This is a genomic window from Streptomyces sp. NPDC058008 (genome assembly GCF_042886395.1).
Taxonomy (GTDB): Bacteria; Actinomycetota; Actinomycetes; order Streptomycetales; family Streptomycetaceae; genus Streptomyces.
The window spans coordinates 256,726-277,627 of record NZ_JBHVQX010000004.1 but is presented as its reverse complement, the minus strand read 5'-3'; the positions used below and the strand labels follow the sequence as shown (position 1 = coordinate 277,627).

At 75.1% G+C, this 20,902-nt stretch carries 1 protein-coding gene (cut by a window edge); it reads right to left on the bottom strand.

What is annotated here, in order from left to right; translation table 11 throughout:
- Positions 1-20,902, bottom strand: partial view of a lonely Cys domain-containing protein gene (locus ACFVS9_RS06000; protein WP_389930375.1) — the 5' portion only. The gene continues 6,392 nt to the left of window position 1, outside the view; 20,902 of the gene's 27,294 nt are visible here — the first part of the coding sequence; its start codon is at positions 20,900-20,902; its stop codon lies off the left edge, out of view.

The following is a 20,902-nucleotide window of genomic DNA, read 5'->3' as shown; positions in this document are numbered from 1 at the left end:
GGTCGAAGCCGACGGACTCCTCGGCGTAGCGGATGCGCGCCATGACCCAGGGCGGCGCCTCGTTGTTCCTGCGCTCCGGGCTCGGCTGCGGGGACCGGCCCGGCGGCCGGGACCGGGAGCGCTCGCTGGTGCCCGGTGACCCGGCCGTCGTGGGCCGGGCATCCGTCCGCGCGGCGGTCGTGGGGGAACCGTCGGCGGTCGCGGGCCCGGTGACCGTCTCCGGTTCGGCGGTCGCGGGACCGGTGGTGGTCTCGGCGGTGGTGGCCGTCGGCCGTGTGCCGGACTCCTCCGGGCGGACCGGTGCGCCGGCCGGTGTGGTGCGGCCCGAGCCCGAGGGCGACACGGCGCGGCGGTCGTCGATCCCGATCGTCACCACGCGCCCCCGTGCCGGGTCGGTGGCACTGCGTACCCGTACGGCGGACTTGGTGAGGCCGAAGTCCTTCACGCCGACGCGCGGTCCGCTCGTGCCGGCCTGGAAGTCCGTCAGGGCCTGGGCCAGCCCGGCCGCCAGTGCCGCGGTGACGGCGTCGGCGCGGGCCTGGCCGCTGGCCTGCGAGCGGTTGCCGTGCCCGGTGACGGTGACCGCGGGCATCGGCAGGCCGTGGGCCCGGTTCCACAGTCCGGCACGGGCCAGCGTCCGGGCCAGGGCGTCGATCGTGTCGTCCGCGTCGGCGGGCAGGTCGTGCCGCTTCTCCTCGAAGCGGACCGTCCCCTGGTCCCGCCTCGGTGTGTGGCCGTGCAGCACGACCGTGGTCAGCGGGTTGGCCACCGCGGGCGAACTCTCCGACAGCAGAGCCGCGTTGACCTCGTGCGCCGACTCCCCGGGCCGCCTGCTGTAGGACCGGAAGGACCACAGGTCCTTGCTCTCGATCACCGGAGCGGCGGCCCGGATCAGGTCCCTGGCGCGGGAGCGCGCCCCGTCCACCTCGCGCAGCGCCAGCGCGTGCTCGGGGCGGTCCTCGTCGAAGTACCAGGGCAGCTGCTCGGCCTGGTGGACCTCGGCGAGGGCCCTGGCCACCCGCGCGAAGCCCTCCAGGCGCGCGATCTCCGCCGCGTCCGCCCCGGTCCGCCGCGCCTCGGCCGCGCGCTGCCCCGTGTCGGCTGCCAGCCGCGTGAGTTCGTCGTCGCCGTAGCGGTCGAGGTTCTCGTCGATGACGTCGTCGAGGACCTCCGCGGGGATCTCGCCGCGGGAGTGGGTCTCGTTCTCCAGCGTGATCTGGTGGGTGCCGTCCTCGCTGCCCAGCACGACCTGCGCGAAGTGGTACGGGGCGTGCGGGCCCACCGGGTCGCCGGGCTTGGCGTGGTTGTGGGTGAACAGCTGCGCGCCGCTGTCGTTGGTGGTGCTGACCGACTGGATCAGGTATCCCTCGCCGACCCCCGCCCAGGCGTACTCGTTGACACCGATGCGGCGCGCGGCCGAGGCCAGCCGGGTGCGCTGCGGATTGTCCCTCGGCTCGTAGCTCTGGGCACGGCCGTAGGCCTCCCCGGGCGTGGGGGCGCCGACCACGCCGCCGGTGAAGCGGTTGTCCAGGGCCGTCCGGCGGGCGGCCCAGCGCGGGGTGATGTCGGTGGCGGGGTGCGTGCCCCAGGCCGCCTCGGCCAGGGCCTGGGCCAGGTGGTGGGTGCCGGTGACCTCGCGGCCGTGGAGCCCGTTCACCGGGGCCGTGGTGACGGCGCCCGAGGGGCTCCGGAAAGCGATGTGGGACAGGGGCGCGGCCGTCGCTCCGGCCACCGTCCGGGCGAAGTCCCGGGTGAAGGCGTGCTCCGGACCGCCGGAGGCCGTCAGGAACTCCGGCTCCACCCGGAACAGCGGCTCACCGTACGAACCGTCCTCCTTCGGCAGCAGGACACCCACCGACTCGTCGGCCCTCAGCCGCACACCCGCTCCGGCGGCGGCCAGCAGCTCCGAGGACCGCTCGATCGCCGCGCGGGTGGCGTACGCCTGCTGGCCGAGGCCGGTCCCGCCTTCGCCTGCCGCGTGCAGCGCCAGCGTCCGGTCCTCGGAGATGTGCAGCGGCGGCCGGTCGGCCATGAGGACGTCCGCGTGGTCCTGGCGCGGCATGACCAGGGAGTCGGAGCCGGCCCCGACCTCACCGACGGTCCGCGGGAGCGGCGGGCTGAACAGGACTCCGGTGCCGCGCCGGTCGATGACGCCGTAGTCACGCGTCGTCAGCGGTCGCGGGCGCAGCGCCTCGATCTGCCGTTCGAGGACCGCCTGGTCGGCCAGGCGGTCGAACTCCGCGTCCCCGTCGGTGCTGGACCGGTCGTCGTCGGACACGCTGTCGGTGTCGCTGCCGCTGCTGAGGTCGCGCGCCCCGGGCAGGCCGCCGTCCTCCGCCGGGTCGGCGGAGGCCCAGCTCGCGCCCGTGGCGCCGTGGTCCAGGTCCAGCATGAGGTGGCGGGTCCCGTCGGCCGGGTGCGTCGCCACACCGACCGGCGCCTCGGGGTACCAGACGCGGCGGCCCGTCGTCGAGGCGACGAGGGGCGCGACGGCCGCGGCGTACCGCGGGGGAAGCGCCAGGACGATGTCCGCGCCGCGGGGACGCCGGGAGTCGTACGAGACGATCCTGGCCAGCTCCTCGGCGGTGTCCACCCGGAAGGTCCGCCCCGGCACGGCGAGTTCGACGCCGTGGCCGGTTCCGTCGGCGACCACCAGGTACGGGTTCCGCCACGGCGCGTTCCGCCGGATGACCCGGCTGCGGCCCCGCACGGCGTACGAGTCCGTCTCGGGGGCGGGCCGCCCCGACCCGGTGAAGTCGCGCCCGGCGGGGTCGCCTTCCTCGTCGCGCAGCAGCGTGGCCTCGTCCAGGGCGCCCCGGCCCGTCTCGATCTGCCGGTCGATGAAGTACAGGGCGAGGTCGTCGGTGCTCGCGAGGTCGTCCGACGAGGCGTCGAGTGCCAGCGAGCCGAGCAGCTGGATGTCCGCGGCGCGCGGCGCGGCCCCGCGCTCCATGTGCAGGACCTGCCGGGCGACGCGGATCAGGCCGTCGCGCAGCTCGGCCGTCGCCGGGTGCGGGCCCGATTCCGCGAGGACGAGACCGTACAGCGCCTGGGAGGTCTCCCGCAGCCGGTCACGCGGAACGACGCCGGTCAGGGAGCCGAACAGGGTGTTCAGCCAGCCGGGGTCGGCCCAGACCTGGTGCCCGGACTCGTCGTCGGAGTCGGACTCGGAGTCCGACTCGTCGGACGCCTCGGCCAGCGTGGGCAGGGCTTCGCCGGGAGGCAGCGGGGGCGGCACGGCGCCGTCGGGGCCGGTCTGCGGCGAAGGGCCGGGGAGGGACACGGGGTCGACCCACGCGGGCTCCCGGAGTTCCGCCGCGGCACCGTTCCTCGCGTCGGCCCAGCTCGTCCCGTCCGGCGGGGTGTGCGGCGTGATCTTCCCGGCCACCGCGGCCCACAGCTGGAGGTGGCGGGGGCGCAGGCCGCTCCGGGTGAGGCCGTCCGGGGCCTGCTCGCGGAACGGGCCGAGGAGGCTGCCCGGCGCGTCGAGGCGGCGGGGGTTGCTCGCGTCGCGTGTCTCGTCCCGCAGGAACAGCTGGTGCGCCAGTTCGTGCGCGAACTCCACCGGGTCGGCGTCGGCCCACCACGCCCGCTGGTTCATGGGCTGGTCGCGGCCGACGAGTTCGACCGTCAGGTGGGGGTCGTCGCCGGGCCGGACCATCTCGACGGTGACGTGCAGCCGGTCGCCGTCGGGCAGCCTGTGCCCCGGCCGGTTGTAGAACTCCTCCACGCCTTCGAGCACCCGAGCCGTGACGGCGTCGGTGTCGGTGCCGGTGTCGCCGTGCCGGAAGGCGAGCCGCACGGTCAGGTCGGTGACGGTCTCGCCGCCGTGGGTGAAGCGCCGTACGTCGAACGCCGAGCGCACGACGACGCGCGGCCGGTGGTCGAGGCGGGCGCGGGGCGCCCGGGAGGCCGGCGCGGGCTCCGCCGCCGGGGCCGGCGCGGGCTCCCGGGTGGTGGACGGGTCCGCGGGGGCGCCGTCGTGCGGGCCGTCCGGGCCCGGGACTTCGGGGCGGGGCGCATCGGGGCGGGGCACGTCGGGGCCGGGCGCGTCGGGGCCGGGCACATCAGCGCCGGGCACATCGGGGCCGGGTACATCAGCGCCGGGCACATCGGGGCCGGGTACATCAGCGCCGGGCACGTCGGGGCCGGGCACGTCGGGGCCGGGCACATCAGCGCCGGGCACATCGGGGCCGGGGAGGTCCGCGCCGGGCGTCTCCCGCAGCGGGACGCGCAGGGCCGTACCGCCGTCGTCCGACGGCACCAGGTACAGGGACGAGGAGTCCGCCACGACCCGGTGGGGGGAGGCCTGCTGGTCCAGGTCCGCCATCACGAGGGCGAGGGTGTCCATGTTGGCGACGCGGCCGATCCAGCCGCTGTCGCCCCGCAGGATCGCACCCGTCGCGTGGACGAAGTCGTGGCCGAACCGCGTCCACCCGTCCGGCGGGATGACCTCGCCGTCGGGCAGCCTGATGTGCCCGGTGTCGGCGACCTCGTAACCGAACGGCTCCGAGCGGGATTCGGCGGCACGCGTGTAGGTGAACCACCGGGTGGGCTGCGGCCCGGCCGTGACCGGTGCGTCGTCCGGGGTCGTGACGGCCCGGTCCTTGCCCTTCCCGGTGCCGGGGCCGGAGGTGTCCGGGGCCGGGCCGGTGGCGGGCACCTCGGTGACGGGCACGACGGAGTCCGGGTCGACACCGCCGAAGCGGGGCCGCATGACGGTGATCGGGCGGCCGATCGGCCACTGCTCCGCCACCGGGTCGAGACCGTCCTCGCGCGAGCCGCCGGGCAGGCCCCCCGGCCGGGAGGCACTGCCGGGACCGCGGGTCGCGATGTGGCGCTGTCCCCCTCGGTGGTCCTCGACCGTGATGTTCACCGTGGAGGCACTCGCGTCGGTGGATGTCCGGCGGTCGTGCACCGAGACCGGCTCCACGGTGAAGCGGTCGGCGGTGACGTGCGGCTGCGGGGTGCCGGCCTGGAGCCCCGCGAGGGCTTCGGCGAGCTCCTGCCGGAAGGACGCCGCGACCGCCTCGGCGCGCGCCTTGGCGATGTCCCGGCCGGTGAAGCGGCCGGTGCGGTGGCCGGTGACCTGGACGTCGGGCAGCGGCAGCCCGTTCGCTCCGTTCCACAGGGCCGCCCTGGCCACCACCTTGGCCAGGTACCGGAGGGGGTGCTTGGCGCCCTCGGGTGTCTGCTGGACACCCTTGTCGAAGGAGATGGCCACCGGCAGCGCCTGCTGGCCTCGGAGGACGACGGCGGTGAGCGGGTTGGCCTCGGCGGAGGGACTGTCACCCAGCAGTTCCGCGTTGGTGTCGTGGGCGGACTCGCCCGGACGCTTGGAGTACATCCGCATGTACCACTGGTTCTTGCCGGCGATGACCGGTTCGAGCTGCCCGATGCGCGTGGCGGCGGCACGGGTGGCGCCCTCCAGCGACTTCTCGGCCGCGGCGCGCTCCGGTGAGCCGGCGGGCGTGGCGCTCATCTCCGTCTGGGCCTGCTTCGCCTTGACCAGCGCGAGGGTCAGGTCGAGGTAGCCGCGCAGCTCCGTCAGCTCCTTGTCGTCGCCGCCCTCCGGCCGCCCCTCGATCTCCCGGCGCAGTCGCGACGCGATGTCCCGCAGCTCGTCCAGGTCGTGGTTGCGCAGGTTCGCCTGGGCCGCCCTGCGGTGCCGGTGGTTGCGCTGGGAGGCGCGTGCGTGGTTCTCCAGGGAGATCTGGTGGCTGCCGTCCTCACTGGCCAGGACCACGGTGACGAAGTGGTAGCCGAAGTGTGCTCCGCCGGAACCCGCCTGCGGTTTGGCGTAGTTGTGCTCCAGGCTCGGCTGCCCCTGCTCCCCGGCGGCCGCGACGGACTGGACGACGTAGCCCTCGCCGACGTCGGCCCAGGCGTGCTCGTTGACCCCGATCCGGCCGGCGGCGTCCGACAGGGCGTCGCGCCGGGGGTCGTCCTCCTGGGCGAGGCTCAACGCGCTGCCGTACGCGCGGCCGGGCAGGAGACCGCCGTCACCGCCGGTGGGGCGGTCGTCCTGGCGGACGAGACCGGCCGCCCACCCCGGGTCCGCCGTTTCGGGCGCCGTGTCGCCGTCGGCGAGGTGGCCCAGCGCGTCGGCGAGGTGGTGGGTGCCGGTGACCTCCGCGCCGTCGGAGGCGTTGACCGGCGCGGTGACCACCAGGCCGGTTTCCGGTGCCCGGAAGACCATGTGCGAGGTGCGGGAGGTGTCGGCGAGCATGTCGGCGAAGTCCCGGCAGATCTCCTCCGTGGACTGGCCGGAGCGGGTGAGGAAGACGGGGGTCACCAGGAAGAGCTTCCTGCTGCCCCCTTCCGGGGTCGGCAGGATGACGCTCAGGTCCTGCTCGGCGCGCAGCCGCACGGCGGCGCCCGCACGCGCCAGCTTGACCGAGGCACGGGCCACGGCCTCCTCGGTCGCGAAGACCTGCTGCCCGTACATCCCGTTCTCGACCGCGAGCGTGCGGTCCGAGGAGATGCGCAGGACGGGCCGCTCGCTGACGAGCGTCTCGTGGTACTCCTGCACGGACATGGCGAGTTCGGGTGCGTCCTGGGTGCCCGTCAGGGCGCGCGGGGTCTGCCAGCTGCCCTGGAGCCCGCCGGGCTTGCGGAAGATCACGCCGGTGTCGCGGCCGTTGACGATGCCGTAGTCCGTCGTGGTCAGCGGCTCGGGCCTGCGCGCGTCGATTCCCTCGGCGCGGTCGGAACCGCTGCCGTACAGGCCGACGATGTCCGAGACGTCCTGGTCGCTGCCCGAGTCGTCGTCCGGCTGGACGGATGCCCAGACCGTGCCGATGCCGTCGCCGTCGCCGAGGGGCCCCAGCGTCATGTGGTCGGTACCGGTACGCCAGTCCGTGGTGGGCCGGGGGCCGTGCTCCGAGTACCAGACCCGGGCGCCGGTCAGGTCGGAGACGTGCCGCGCCAGGGACTCGATGTCACCGTGGGGCACGGCCAGCACGATGTCGGCGCCGGGGGGCCGGGCCGGGTCCCGGGCGATGAGCCGGGCGAGCTCTCCCGGGTCGTGCAGGGTGAGCGTGCCCCTGGGCGTGTTCAGCTGGACCGAGTCCGCGTCCCCCTGGGCGAGGACCGTGTACGGAGCCGACCACGGTGCGGGCCAGGTGCTCAGCAGGCCGTCCTCGCCCTCGACCGCGTACGAGTCGAGGGGCGGCACCTCGGCGCCGGTGCCGGTCCAGTTCCGCCCGCGGCCGGTCTCCGACACGAACCGGGTGTTCCGGCCGAGGGCCGCGTCATGGCTCGTCAGGTACGAGGTGAGGGAGGCCTCGTCGGCGCGCTGGGCCGGTGAGGCGCTGAGGGCGAGCGACCCGAGCAGCAGGAGGTGCTGCTCGCTCACCGCGACGCCGGGTGCGAGGTTCAGCACCCTCCTGGTCAGGGAGTGCAGGGGGTTGCCCGTGGCCACGGACGCGGGCAACGGGTGCCGCTGGGCCAGTTCCCGCAGCGACAGCGCCGTACCGACGAGCATCTCCGGCGAGTGGCTGTCCCGGGCTGCGGGCCCGAAGAGGAGGTCGAGCCACTCCTCGTGCATGGAATCCGCGGCGTCGTCCTCGCTGTCGGAGTCGCTGTCCTCGCTCCCGGAGTCACCCGTGTCGTCGTGGAAGCGGAACTGCGCCAGCGCCTCGGTGTCGGAGTCGTCGGTGAAGCGGAACCGCGCGAGCGCGTCGGCCTCGGCGCCGGACAGCGTGCTCAGCTCGTACGCCTCCTCCTCGCCCCGAAGGCCGGGGAGGTCGTCGCCCGCCGGGGAGTCGGAGGACGGCGGAAGCGGGACCGGAGCCGGTTCCGGCCGGGTCGGCGGCGGTACGGGCGGAGCGGTCGGCGGCTCCTTCGTGACCCCGTCCTTCGGCGTCTCCCCCGTCTTCGGCGTGCCGTCCGTCTCCCCGGCCTTCGGCGTCACGTCCGTCCTCGGCGTCACGTCCGTCCTCGGCGTCACGTCCGTCTTCGGCGGAGGGGCCGGGGTGTGCGGGAGCAGGGGTACGAAGTCGCCGCCCCGGCGGCGGAGCCGGAGCACCGGGCTGTCGGTGGAGGGGCCGGGGTAGGTGTGGACGGTGCCGTTCTCCTCCACCAGGGTGACCGTGGTGCCGGTCGCGGAGGCAGCCCACTCGGCGACGGCCCGGTCGGCCGCGGGGCCCCAGGGCGCGGTGCTGAGATGACGGCGCAGGTGCCCGAGGCGGGCGTCGTCGCTCGGGCTCGGCGCGCCGGGGCGCTGGTTCATCGGCGGCGGCGTGAAGAGGGCTTCGCGCTCGCCCGGCACGCCGGGAAGGCCGTTCAGCCGCATCAGCTGGGCGGGCGGCATCCCGGCACGCCTCGTCAGCCGTGCCGCCTCGTGGCCGTCCGTGCCGGGCCGGCCGGCCGCCGTGTGCAGGGCGGTGGTGAGCGCGCCGAAGAAGCCGTTGCCCCGGCCCGTGGGGGTGCCCTGTGTGTAGGTGGCACCGTCGGGGGCGGTGAGGACGCCGTCGCGGTCGAGACGGTAGCGCGGGCCCGTGCCGTCGGCGGGCGGCATCCAGGGCGGGGTGGCGTGGGTACGGTGAGCGGCCGGGCCCGCGGGCGGCGGGGGCGCGCTGTCCGTGGTCGCCGGGGCCGGCAGCGGCGCGACGACCGGGGCCGGGGCGCCCGGCGGGAGGGCGGCGTGGAAGAAGCCTCCGTCGGCGAAGAGGACGGGATCGGCTGCCGGGTCCACGGCTGCCGGGTCGGCTCCGCGCGGCAGGAACAGCTGGTCGCGGCCTTCGCCGGTGACCACGGTGAGCGGGGTGCCCAGGACCCTGGCGGCCAGTGCGGGAAGCAGGTCGGCGCCGCCGTGGTCGCCCGCCCGGCGCTCGGGCGGGGCGGGCTCCCCGGAGGTGGCGTCCTGCCGCGGTTCGCTCGCGAACGGGCGGGAGAGGGCCGCAGCTGCGAGCGCCACCCGCTGCGCGGGCGTCGGCCAGAAGGTCACCGGGAGGCGTCCGAAGGCGTCGAACTCGGCCTGCTGGGCGGTGGTCAGCCGCACTCCCGCGGAGTCGAGCTCGTCCTGGGTGAAGGTGTCGGCGACGTCCAGGGCCAGGGCGTCGAGCAGGTCCTCGTTGCCGTCCTGGCCCAGTGCCCAGGCCAGCCGGTCGCGGGCGGCGCCGACGGCCTCGGCGGTGACCGCGGGGTTGCCGGGGTCCGCCGCGAACCGGCCGGCGAGGTCGCTCTCGAGCAGGTGGGACAGCCGGCCCAGGTCCTGGGCGGCGGCGAGCAGCGCGTGGAAGAACGAGGCGCCGTCGTGCGGCATTTCGTGCAGCTCACGCACCGTGGTGCCGTCCGGCGAGGTGAGGGTGCGCGGGGTGGGGCCGGTGGCGTCGGTGACGGTGTACGGCTCGGGCGCCTCCGAGCGCCACGCGGGTTCGGTGTACTCCTGCGGAAGGTCCTTCACCGGGACCGATACGGAACCCTGGTGGTGGGCGGTGAGACGGGAGGCCGCGAGGTGCAGCCGGTGGTGGTCGGCGGCGGCGGTGTCGGTGCGCTGCTCCCAGAGGTTCACCTCGTCGCGGGCGGCCTGCCAGGCGGTGACGGCCGGCGAAGGGGGCACGGCCTGGCCGGAGTTGTCGGGGCCGAGCGCCGCCCGCTCGTCGGCGCCCAGGTCGAGCCAGGTCTCCCTGGCCCGGGCCCTGGCGTCGTAGTAACCCTTCTCGGCCGTGGCGAGGTCGCCTGCCGCCTTGGCCTGGTTGTCCCAGGCCACCAGGACCTCGTCGGTGAAGGTGGATCCGTCCAGGAGCCCGTAGTCACGGGCGATGTCCTCGCGCAGCCAGACCAGGGCGGTGGTCTCCGCCTCGACCGCGCGCGGCCCCCGTTCGGCCTTGCCGAGGGCGTACATCGCACGGCTGTCGGTGAACCGGTGGTCCACCTCGGCCACCGACAGCCAGGTCACCGGCACCGCGAAGAGCATGCTCCGGTCGGTGACGACCTTGATGTGGGTGCCGAGGGTGGTGTCCGTGGTGCCCTTGAGCGTCGTGCCGTCCCCGGAGCCGCCGATCGGGACCGTGGCACCGGGGTTGGTGACGCCCGCGTTGCTGTTGCCCGCCAGGGGCGCGGTGCCCGCCGCCCCCTCGACGTTGTCGGTGATGCCCGCTTCCGAGGCGTCGGAGGTCTTCGCCCGCTGCATGGCCTCCATGCGCGGCTTGTTCTCCACGGCGAGCAGCCGGCTCCCGCCGCGGTGCATCTTCGCGTAGAGCCGGGAGTCGGCGGTGTGGGACTGGCCGAAGATGTGCGCGGATGCCTGGGTGGGCAGCGAGGTGCCGCCGGGCCCGAGCGCCTCGCGGAAGCCGGAGGTCAGGCCGCCCTGTGTGGTGGCCTCCTGCTGGGCCTGGGCGGGAGCGGTGCCGAGGCCGGTGAGCGGCGTGAGGCGGGCCGTGCGCACCCGTCCGTCCAGGACCGCGCCGGTGTGCCGTCGGCCCAGGTCGGTGTCGCCGAGGCCGTCGGCGCGGGCGGTGGCCAGCGTGAGGGCGTCCCGCACGTTGGCGGCGCCGCGGATGTCCACGGCCAGGATGCCGGAGCCGACCACGTCGTCGAGGGGCAGGATGTCCGGATCGGCGGTGCCGGTGGCGTCCGTGGAGGTCCGCCAGGCGGCGACGGCGTCGGGGCGGGCCTGTTCCGCGGTCAGCATCCGCACCGCGCGCTCGGGTTCCGGGACGTCCTGCTCGGTGAGCGCGCCGTCGGCACCGCGGCCCTCCGGGGTCAGCAGGCTCGCCGGAAGGATCTCGTGGAGGCTGCCGACGGGTACGGCGGTGGCAGCGGGGGCCAGCGCGTCGCCCTTCGAGTCCGCCATGGTGACGGTCAGGGTGTAACCGGTGACGATCTCGGCGTGCGCCTGGGTGGTGGCGATGTTCGGCATCGAGGTGGTGCCGGTGGTCTGGGTCCTGCCGCTCGACCGCTGCTTGGCCGCGGTGCCCTGGAGCGAGGGATTGGCGATGAGGATGCCGCTGTCGGCGGCGCGCTGGCCCCCGCTGAGCGTCACGTCGGCGCCGCGGTCCTGGGCGGCCCCGGCCGCGGCGTCGCGCGCCGTGGTGCGGTAGTCCTCCAGCTCGAAGCCGGTACGCAGCCTGTCGACCGTGGTGGTCACGGGGGTCAGCCGGAACGTGACCTGCCCGGGGCTGCCACCTGCCGGCAGGTGGAACGGGTGGGACCAGGTGCGGTAGCGGACCGGCAGGCTCATCCCGTCGGTCGTCAGCTCGTGCAGGTGGGCCGCGAGGAAGTCCGGGGAGAGCCGCTGGAGGACCTGCTCGCGGTCGTGCGAGGGCACTCCGGCCTTCTCCAGCTGTCCCATCAGCTGCCGCGCCGCGGGGCCCGCGTCGAGCTGTCCGCTCGGGTGGGTGGGGAACCGGCGGCCCCGCAGGTAGGGGGGCACCCGGTATCCGCCGCCCAGGTTGCGCGGGGTGGTCGTGGCCAGGCCGTCCGGGGCGAGCCCGGCCTCGATGGCGTCCTGGATCGGCAGGTGGAACATCACCGCGTCGCGGATGCGCTGGAGCGCGGCGGCTGCCCGTCGCGGGGCCAGGCTGGTGCCGAGGCCTTCGGAGAGCCGTCCGGCCAGGGAGCTGATCCCGTTCCCGGCGCGGGTGCCGACCGCGCCCATCACGGCCGTCCAGCGGTCCCGTACGGCGACGGTCTCGGCGGTGTCGGCGACCACCAGGTACATCCGCCCGGCGAAGGTGAGGGTGGTGTTGCGTCCCCGGGTGAGGGTCTGGGAGACACTGCGGCCCTTGCCCCAGGCGTACTGAAGGGCGGTCGAGTAGGAGCCGACCACCGCCGACCGGCCGGGGGCCTGCTGCAACGGCATGGCCGCGCCCTGGAGGCCGAGGGTGGTGCGCGAGACGGTGCTCGCGGTGCCGTTGACCCGGTGTTCGTTGCCGACGGTCGCTTCGAGGCTGCCGGGCTTCGGGTCGCTCTTGACCCGGAAGTTGCTCAGCTCACCGCGGACCGCGGCCTTCAGGTAGTGCGTCCGGAACGGTCCGGCACCGTTGAGCCCGGCGACACGGGTACCGAACGGCCCGAGGTACTGGCCGAGTTGACCGGCCACGCTGAGGTTCGCCATCGCCCGGCGCAGCGCCGTTCGCACGGGGGCGCCGGGTGCGCTGACGTGCCAGGACGCGCCCGAGGCACGGTCGGCGGTGTCCTGCATGAGCTGCTGGCGCTGGGGGCCGCCCTCGGCGCTGAGCACCGCGTGCGGGGCGCTCAGCAGCTTCTCGGTGAGCCGCCGGTCGGCCGGGTCCGTCCTCGACAGCGGGCGCACGCCGTCCAGGAGCTGGTCCGCCTCCGTGGCGGAGAGCGGGCTCGGCGCGGGGGTGGCAGGCGGTGGCGTGACCGGTCCGGCCGCCGGGGGGTCGGCGGGGGCGTGGCGCTCGGATCCGTGCGCGGCCGGCACGGCCAGTTCCACCCGGCCCACGGTCTCGTTGCCCCGGGTGAACAGCGGCCGTTCCTCGACCTTGCTGACGAAGACTCCGGCGCCCAGCAGTCCGACCGACGCGAGCCGGGCCCAGCCGCGCGGCCGGCGGTGGCCCTCGAAGGTGGCGCCCAACTCCACCTGGTAGCTGTAGAGGTCGGCTCCGGTCTGGAAGGTCAGGTGGTCGTGGGTGACCGCCACGGTGTTCCTGGTGGCCTTCGTGTCGGTCCTCGCGTGACGGGCGCCGACCGCCACGCTGCCCGTCTGGCGCGGCAGTCCGGCCTCGGGCGCCTTGTCGTGGTCGCGCGGCGAGATCCCGAGCTCCACCCCGCCGGAGAGGGTGACGGACGCCTGCTGGCCCTGGCCGGAGACCTCGGTGCCGATCACCGCGTTGCGCAGCGAGCGCTCGCTCATGGTGCTCTCGAACCGCCGGTCGGTGAGGCGCGCCCTGAGGATGAGCGTGTGGTGGCCCCGGCGTACCTTCCCGTCCTCGGTGAGGGTGACCGGCACTCCGGTGGTGGTCAGGTCGTCCAGGCTCTGGGCCAGGCTGGGCCGGTTCAGCGCCTCGCGCACCTGGCGGTCGTTGTGCAGCGCGGTCCGCATCCGCCCGTCGCCGTACCAGAACGTGGCCAGCCGCGGGTGCCGCAGCATGAGCGGCGGGACGAACAGCGACGGGTACGACCGGTGCAGCGTGTCCAGGACGGTGTCGGCGAAGGCCCGCATGGGGTCCTGCGGGGCCGGGGGCCGGGCCTGCGGCGACGGCTGGACCTGCGTCCCGCCGGGCGGCGGCTGCGGCGGGTCCTGGGCCGGGTCCTGCCCCTGGGTGTCCCCCGGGGGCGGCGGCTGGACCTGGGGCTGCGGGCGGCTGGGGCGGAAGCCCTCGGCCCGGACCTGGCCGCTGAGGTGGACCGGGTCCTCCCGGGTGAGGTACCAGGGCAGCGGCGGCTCCGCGTCCGGGTCGGGACCGGCCTGGCCCGGAGTACGGCTGTCCCAGCCCGCGAGGCGGCGCGCGTCCTGGGTGGAGATCCAGTCCAGGGTCACCACCCGGACCGGGCGGGCCGCCGACGGGAGCTCTCCGGGCTTGCGCACCATCAGGGTGCGCTCCACCCGGTAGAGCGCGACGGGGTGGTTGCGGACACGGCCGGTGGTCTTCCGGGCGGCGTCGACACCGAGATAGTGCCCGCGCCCGCCGGAGACGTCCACACGGCCCAGTGGCCCGCCCTGGAACCGTACGTCGGTCACCGGCCCGCTGAGCTGGTAGTTCGGCCCCGCGGTGACCTGGAAGCCCACACGGGTGTCACGGACGTGGCCGCGCTCGTTCTGGTACGTGGTCTGGGTGAGGTCGCGCAGCTCCGTCTTGACGGACTCGGTGACCAGGGTGGCCCGGTGCGGCACCGACCGCTCCACGATCAGGTGTCCCAGCGGGTGCTGGCCGCTGCCCTTGGTGAGTTCGGGCCCGGTGACCGGTCCGGAGAGCCGTCCGAACAGCGGGAGCAGTCGTGTCGGCCGCACGTAGGAGACCAGGGTGCGGTGGGCCGAACTCCCTGGACGGGCACCGGAGATGGCGATGGCCACGTCCTCCGGCGAATCGGTCAGGTGCAGCCCGGTGGTGTCGGTGATCCGCGGTTCCACACCGTCGGGGAAGGTGAGCGTGCTCGGAGCCCGCCGGGGGCCCTTGTAGGGCACGGTGAGGTCGTCGGGGATCCGCCAGCTCAGGCCGTCGCGCATCGCGAACTCCGCGCTGTGCACCTGGTTGCGCTGCCAGTTCGGTTTCGACGGCGCCGGGCCGGTCCGCCCGGTGGCACCGTCCGCCCTGCCGGCCGGGCCGGTGGTCGCAGGCGCCTCGGTGACGCGGTCCACCCGCACCCGGTAGTACACGTCGTCCAGGTGCAGATGCGAGCCCTCCCAGTTGCGCCACTCGGACTGGGTGTAGGCCTGGGTGCCCTGCGTGTAGTCGGTCCTGCGGGTCCAGCCCAGCGAGAAGCCGAGCTTCAGCAGCCAGTTGAGCGGCGGGCCCATGCTCAGCCCGCCGGCGATCCGCCGCCCGAAGCCGACGCTGCGCCCCCCGCCGGTACCCGCCTGGCCGCGTCGCATGGTGTCCAGCCGGACCGTGGCGCCGTCCACGTCGGAGAAGCGTTCCCAGCGGTGGTAGGGAACGGCCTCGACCGTCATCTCGTGACCGATCCCGGACTTCTCCCGGCCCACGAAGCGCGCGCCGCGCGGGGCGGTGAAGGCGCCTGGCTGCTCGGTCAGCAGACGCAGCAGGTCCGCCTCGTCGAACTGGGAGCGCAGACGCGGCGGCAGGTTGCCCAGGATCTCGGCCGCCACCTGCTCGGGCGAGCGGAGGCCGGCCTTGCCCAGACCGGTGAAGAGTCCGGTCCGGCGGGGACCGGGCGTCGCCCCGTCCGTACGGCTGCCCGGTGCGCCGTCGTCCGGGTCGGCGTCGGGGCTGATCAGGACCGTGGGGAGCCGGCTGCCGTCCTCGAAGGTGACGGTGGCGGGCGCCGGGCCGGGCGGACGGGCGTCCGGGCCGGTCATCAGCCGCGCCGGCCGGTGCCGTTCGAGCTGTGTCTCCAGCGGTACGGGGTCGCCCTTGTCGGGGGTTTCGCTGTCGGGGGCGTCCAGGTCGGTGACCCCGCCCATGCTGCGCAGCCACTCCCCCAGGGGGTCGGAACCGTCCGGGGCCGGGGTGGTGCCCGGGGCCGGGGTCGTACCCGGAACCGGGGTCGTGCCGAGGTCCGGGGTCGTGCCCAGGCCCGGGGTGGTACCGAGGTCCGAGGTCGTGCCCAGGCCCGGGGTGGTACCGAGGCCCGGCGTCGTGCCCAGGCCCGGGGTCGTGCCCGGAGCCGGTGCGGGCGTGACCGGGGCCGAGGCCGGGACCAGGGCGTCGAAGTGGTCGGTGCCGTTGTAGGCCAGGTGCAGGGTGCCGCCCCGGCCCCCGGGGTTGAGGGTGTTGACGAAGGTGCTCCCCGGCGACCGCAGATCGGGCTGGACGAGCCGCAGGTCGAGGTCCAGGGTGTGCGCCAGCGCCTCCGGCAGCAGGTCGGCGAAGGGGGAGGCCCACAGGGCGGGGCGTCCGGCCGCCGCGGCGACGAGCCCCTTGGTGCCGAGCCGCCGGGCGTCGGCCGGGGTGGGCGCCACCTCGGCCAGGTGCGGGTAGTCGCTGTCCCGGAGGATGCGCTGCCACTGGGCGGCATCGCCGCCGGTGAGGACGTCCTGCGCGATCCGGTTCCACTGACGGGTGATCCGGTCCAGCTCGGCCGGGTCCCCCACACCGGTGACGGCGCGCATCCGGAGGTCGTCCACGACGCCGAACACCGGGTCCGGGATCGCCAGGGCCACCGCGTCGCCCAGTTCCGACCCGGTGATCCGGTCGTTCAGCAGGCGGCGCAGGCCGGCGACGTTCCGCGCGGCCCACGCCGGCGGTATGTCCTGGCTCCGCGCGCTGTCGAGCAGTGACCGGAAGAGGCAGTTCCCCCCACCCGGCGTGTCCAGCCGGCGGAAGGCCAGGCCGTCCGCGTGCACGGTGTCCGCGGGGCCCGGCGTCGTGGCGGGCTTGCTGAGCACGGTGAGGTCCCCGGCGAGGCTCTCCGAACGGCTCGGCGGGGGTGCCAGGTCGGGCCTGCGACGGGCGAGTTCGGCGGCGTCGTCGGGGCTCAGGCCCAGCTCGGAGACGGGCAGCAGGTCGCTGGAGAGGGACCAGGTCACCTGCGCGACGGGCGCGTAGGAGAGACCGCGTACGTCCTCCTGGGAGACCAGGGCGGTCGGCGGCAGCGCGAGCGGCGGCGGGGGCAGCAGGGCGTCGAGCGTGGTGGTGGGGCCCGCGGTGGCACGCAGCACGGCGGCGTCGCTCAGGAAGGCGCCGTACTGCTCGGCCGTGGGCTCGGCGGCCGGGTCCCCGGTGGTGGCACCCCGGTGGTCCATGACCATCCGGCGCAGCAGGTCCGGGGTCATACGGCCGTCGCCGTAGCGGGCCGCGGCACCCGGACTGCGCCAGCGCAGACCGTCCACGAAGGCGAGACCGCCGAGCAACTCCTTGTTCTCCGGACGCTGTTCGGCGTCCGGCCCGAGTACCTCGCGCAGTGTGCGGACCTGCTGGAGCGTACGCGTCAGGGCGAAGGCGTCGGCCGGATCGGGGCCCGCGTGCAGGCCCGCGTCGCGCGCCAGACCGTCCAGGGCCGCGCCGCTGGGCTCCGGGGTGAAGAGCCTCCACCGCCCCGGCCCGTCGGGGCCCTCGGCGAGTACCGCGCGGACGTTGCCCTCCCCGTCCTTCGCCGTACCCACCTCGGTGGTCGGCGCGTGGACGGGGCGGCCGGTCCGGTTCGCCACGTGCTGGGCCACCGGCAGCCCCGCCACCTTCGGCTGGAGTCCCGTCTCGCAGGAGAACAGCACCAGCGGCCGGTTCTGGTGCCCGTCCTGCGCCCAGGAGTTGAGCACCTCGCCGAGTTGCACACCGCTGACCTCGGCGGTGGGCCGGCCCGCGTCCTCGGTTCCGAGGGTGACGGTACGGGAGGTGCCGTGTCCCACGAAGTAGTCGGCGCCCAGCTCGGTGCCCGAACCGGGCAGGGGGGCGGGCGGGCCCGTGAACACCGTACGGGGGGCGGACGGAACCGGCGAGGTCCCCTGCGCCGGGGCCTCGGAGGTGGTGCGTACGCCGCGGAAGGTGTCCTCCCCCAGCAGCCCCCGGCGCCCTTCGGCACGGGCGGTGCCGTCCTCGGCCCGGCTCTGCGAGACGGTCAGGGTCTGCACGGCACGGCCCGGGAGTGGCTTCACGGCGGCGTCCGGCATCCAGCGCCGGAGCTGCGCGACGGGCACGGTACGTCCGTCCAGGGTGGTCACGCCGGGCTGCCCCGAGGACCGTGCCGGGCCGTTCCCGTTGCCCGGGACGGGGCCGCTGTCCGCCGGGCGCACGACGATGTGTCCACCCGTCGGGAGTACGGGCGGGGGTGTGGCGGAGGGGGTGTCCTGTGTCGTGGTGAGCGGCGGCGGCGTACCACCGCTGCCGGGCCCCCGCCCGCCGCCGGTACCGGGCCCCCGCCCGCCGGTTCCCGGGCCGTCGGTCTCGCCCTGCGCGGACTCCAGGTGCAGGTCGGTGGCCGTCTCGGTCCAGGGACGGGACAAGGTGGCGAGCTTGGCCGGGGCGGGCGCACCGGTGGCCGTGGAGTCCGGGCCCGTGGTGGTACCGGGCACGGGGCGGGGCGTGTCCGGGAGCCCGGTCGGGCCCGTGGCCTTCGAGGCGAGGGGCGGGGCTCCTTCGGTCGTCACACCGCTCTGTGTGGCGGGACGGGGCATCGGGCCGAGGGCGTCGGCGAGCGGCAGCAGCACGTCGGCGCCGGGGAACGCGGTGTCCGCCGTGGTGCCGTCGGCCGCAGGGCCGGCGAGCGGCCGGACCCGGACCGGGGCACCGGGCCCCTCGCGGGTCAGCTCGACGGCGGCACGCACCGGGCGCCCCGCCCCGTCCGGAGTTACCGAGGGCCCCAGCACGACGGCCCGGTCGGTCCCGGCCCCGTCCAGCAGCGCGGCCGCTTCCGGCGATCCCTCCCCGGGGGGCGGCGCGTCCGACACCACGATCGTCAGCGGGGGCGCCTGGGTGACCCCGGGGTTCCCGGTGCTGAGGGCACCGGACTTCACGTCGGTGGTGCCGGCAGGACCGCGCGTGTCACCGGTGTTGCTGGGGTTGCCGGTATTGCTGGTGTTGCTGGCGTTGCTGGCGTTGCTGGCGGCGCCGGTGTCCCCCGTCTCGGTGAACGAGCCGACGGTGCCCACCTTCGGCGGAGTGGTGGCGGGGTCGGCGTCCGGGGAGGTGCCGGGGCCCGTGTTCGTGACCGTGTCGGCGTCCGTGGTCGTGACCCCACCGTCGGGGGCCGTCATGACCCCACCGTCGGGGGCCGTGACGCCCTCTCCCGGGCCCGGCGTGACCTCCGCCCCGTTCGGGCCGGTGGCCTCCGGGGCGGGAGCGGCCGGTCCGGACTCGCCGGTGGCGGTCGGTGCGCCCTCACCCGTGACGGTGCCGTCCGGGGTCCGAGAGCCCTGGGGCGGCGTGGCGGACGGGGCCTGGGTACCTCCGGCGGCGGGTACGCCACCGGGGCGGGCGGCGCTGCCCGCGCCGGGCGCGGCGCTCGTGGGGCCGCCCGAGGAGACGGGAGCGCCTCCCGCCTGGACAGGCGGCGCGGCCGCGGGGTCGCCCTGCCCGGCCGACCCGGCCGAGTCGTTCGGGGTACCTTCGACGACACTCCGGGGGTCCTCCGGCGACGCGACAGCCGCACCCTCCGGCGACGTACCGCCCAGGTCCTCGGGCGACACCGCACCCGAGTCCCCCGGCAGCGCAGCGCCGGAGCCGTCCGGCGACACCACGCCGGAGCCGTCCGGCGACGTACCGCCGAGGGCTTCCGGCACGTCAACCGCCGTGCTGTCCGGCGCCACTTCGGGTGCCGGAGCCGGTGCGGGCGCCGGAGCCGGTGCCGGTCCGGGGGTGGGTGCGGGCGCCGGTGCGGCTCCCGGCAGGTCCCCTCGGGCGGGGCCTCCGGCCGCGTCGGCCGGTGCCGGAGCCGGTGTACCGGCACCGGGGCCCGGGGATACGGCGGGCGGGGGGTCCACGGTGACCGGGGTGCCGAAGCCGTCGAGGGCGCGCCGGACCTCGTCGGCGTCGATGTGGGCGGCGGGACTGTCCCCGGCCGGAACCACCCGTACCTCGGGCACCTGGGACAGGTCGCCCCGCAGACCGTCGCGGACGCCGATCTCCGTACTGCCCGGAGGCTGGGCGCCGCGCAGGGTCGCGAGGTCGTTCAGAGCCTGCTCGCGCACCTCGGCGGAGCCGGTGTGGACCTGCTGCCACAGTTCGTTCTCGGCGGCGGTCACCGGCAGCGGTCCCGGGGAGTACGCCGGCGGGTCCACGGTGGTGTAGGGCGGTGGGGTCTGGCCGGTGTACGGCGGGCTCTCCGCGACGTAGGGCGGGGGCGCCTCGCCGGGGACGCCGCCCTGTCCGGTGGCCTGCCCGCCGGTGGGCGAGGACGGGTCCGTCGCGGGCCCGCCGCCGCCCGTGGTGTCCCTGTGCGAGGAGCCGTTCGTGCTGTCGGAGCCGTTGGCGTCGGCCGAGCGCGAGGACCCGCCGGAGTCGCTGATGCCACCGGAGACGGTGGGCGGGTTGCCCATCTTGTCGATGGCGTGGCGCAGTTCGGCGCCGCTGTTCACCGCGGCGCCCGTGAGCGTGCCCTCGACCCGGTTGCTGACGCCCGCGCCGACGAAGGTGGTCCAGCTGGTGGACCAGTCACCGTCGAACGCACCCTTGATCAGGACCTCGCCGGCCGCCTCACCGGAGCCGGAGGCCAGGAAGTCGCTCGTCAGCTTGAGCGTGTAGTACCCGGTCAGGGCGCCCGGGCGGTCGGCGTTGTCGCGCAGGATCGTCCTGTTGCGCCACAGGCTGAGGTTGTTCTGGAAGGAGAGCGGATCGTTCCGGAAGGTCACCGGCGGTTTGGGGGTGACTCCCGGACCGGTCGAGGGCTTGGGCCCGGGCACGTAGGGATCGGGGCCGTTCCCGTAGGGCTTCGGTCCGCCCGCGTACGGGTCGGGTCCGTTCCCGTACGGCTTGGGCTTGGGTGTGTACGGATCGGGGCCGCTCCCGTACGGCTTGGGGTTGCCGGGTGCGTACGGGAGGCCGTCGGGCTTCGGGCTGGGGACGGGGTCCGGCTTGGGGCTCGGGCCGTTGTTCTTGAGGTCGGGGCCCGGGGTGTTCTTCAGGTCGGGGTTGTTCTTGAACTCGAGGTCCGGGCCGTTCTTCAGGAAGTTGTGCTTGTACGCGTTGACGATGTTCTTCGCGAAATGGTCGAAGACGCTGGTGAAGAATCCCGCCGCGGCGCCGAAGGCCGCGGACTTGAGGATGTCGTTCCAGTCGAAGCCGTCGGGACGGCGGCCGTCCGGGGCGAAGTTCATCATCGCGAGCCGCACCGCGAAGGTCGTGAACGCCTCGGCGAACGCCTCGGTCAGCGAGGGCGCCAGGTGCAGCCGCTGGAGCAGGTGGCTGAGCGTGGTGAGGATGAAGAACCGGCTGCGGAGCTTGGCCATCATGATCTGGCTGGCCGACGCGCCACCGGTGAAGAAGGACATCGCCAGGTAGATGGCGATCTCGATGAGCAGCCGGATGATCTCGGCGATGACCTGCCACTTCGACTCCATGATGTCCATGGAGGTCTTGCGCCGGCCTTCGGCGATCTTGTCGAGCTGCTCGGAGAAGTCCTTGAGGTAGTTCTTACCGCCGTCGTCGATGAGCATGCCCATGGCCTGGGCGTACGACTTGGACAGGTCGTCCGGCATGGACTCGCCGATGTCGTGGATCGACTTGTCGATCAGCGACGACAGCCTGGTGAGCTTGCGGCCCAGGCCGGAGTAGGGCAGCCGGCTGTCGAAGGCGAGGTCCTCGTCGGCGTCCATGAGCTTCTCCCCGGTGAGGATGAAGATCATCGCGTTGACCTCGGGCGATACCTTGATGCTCAT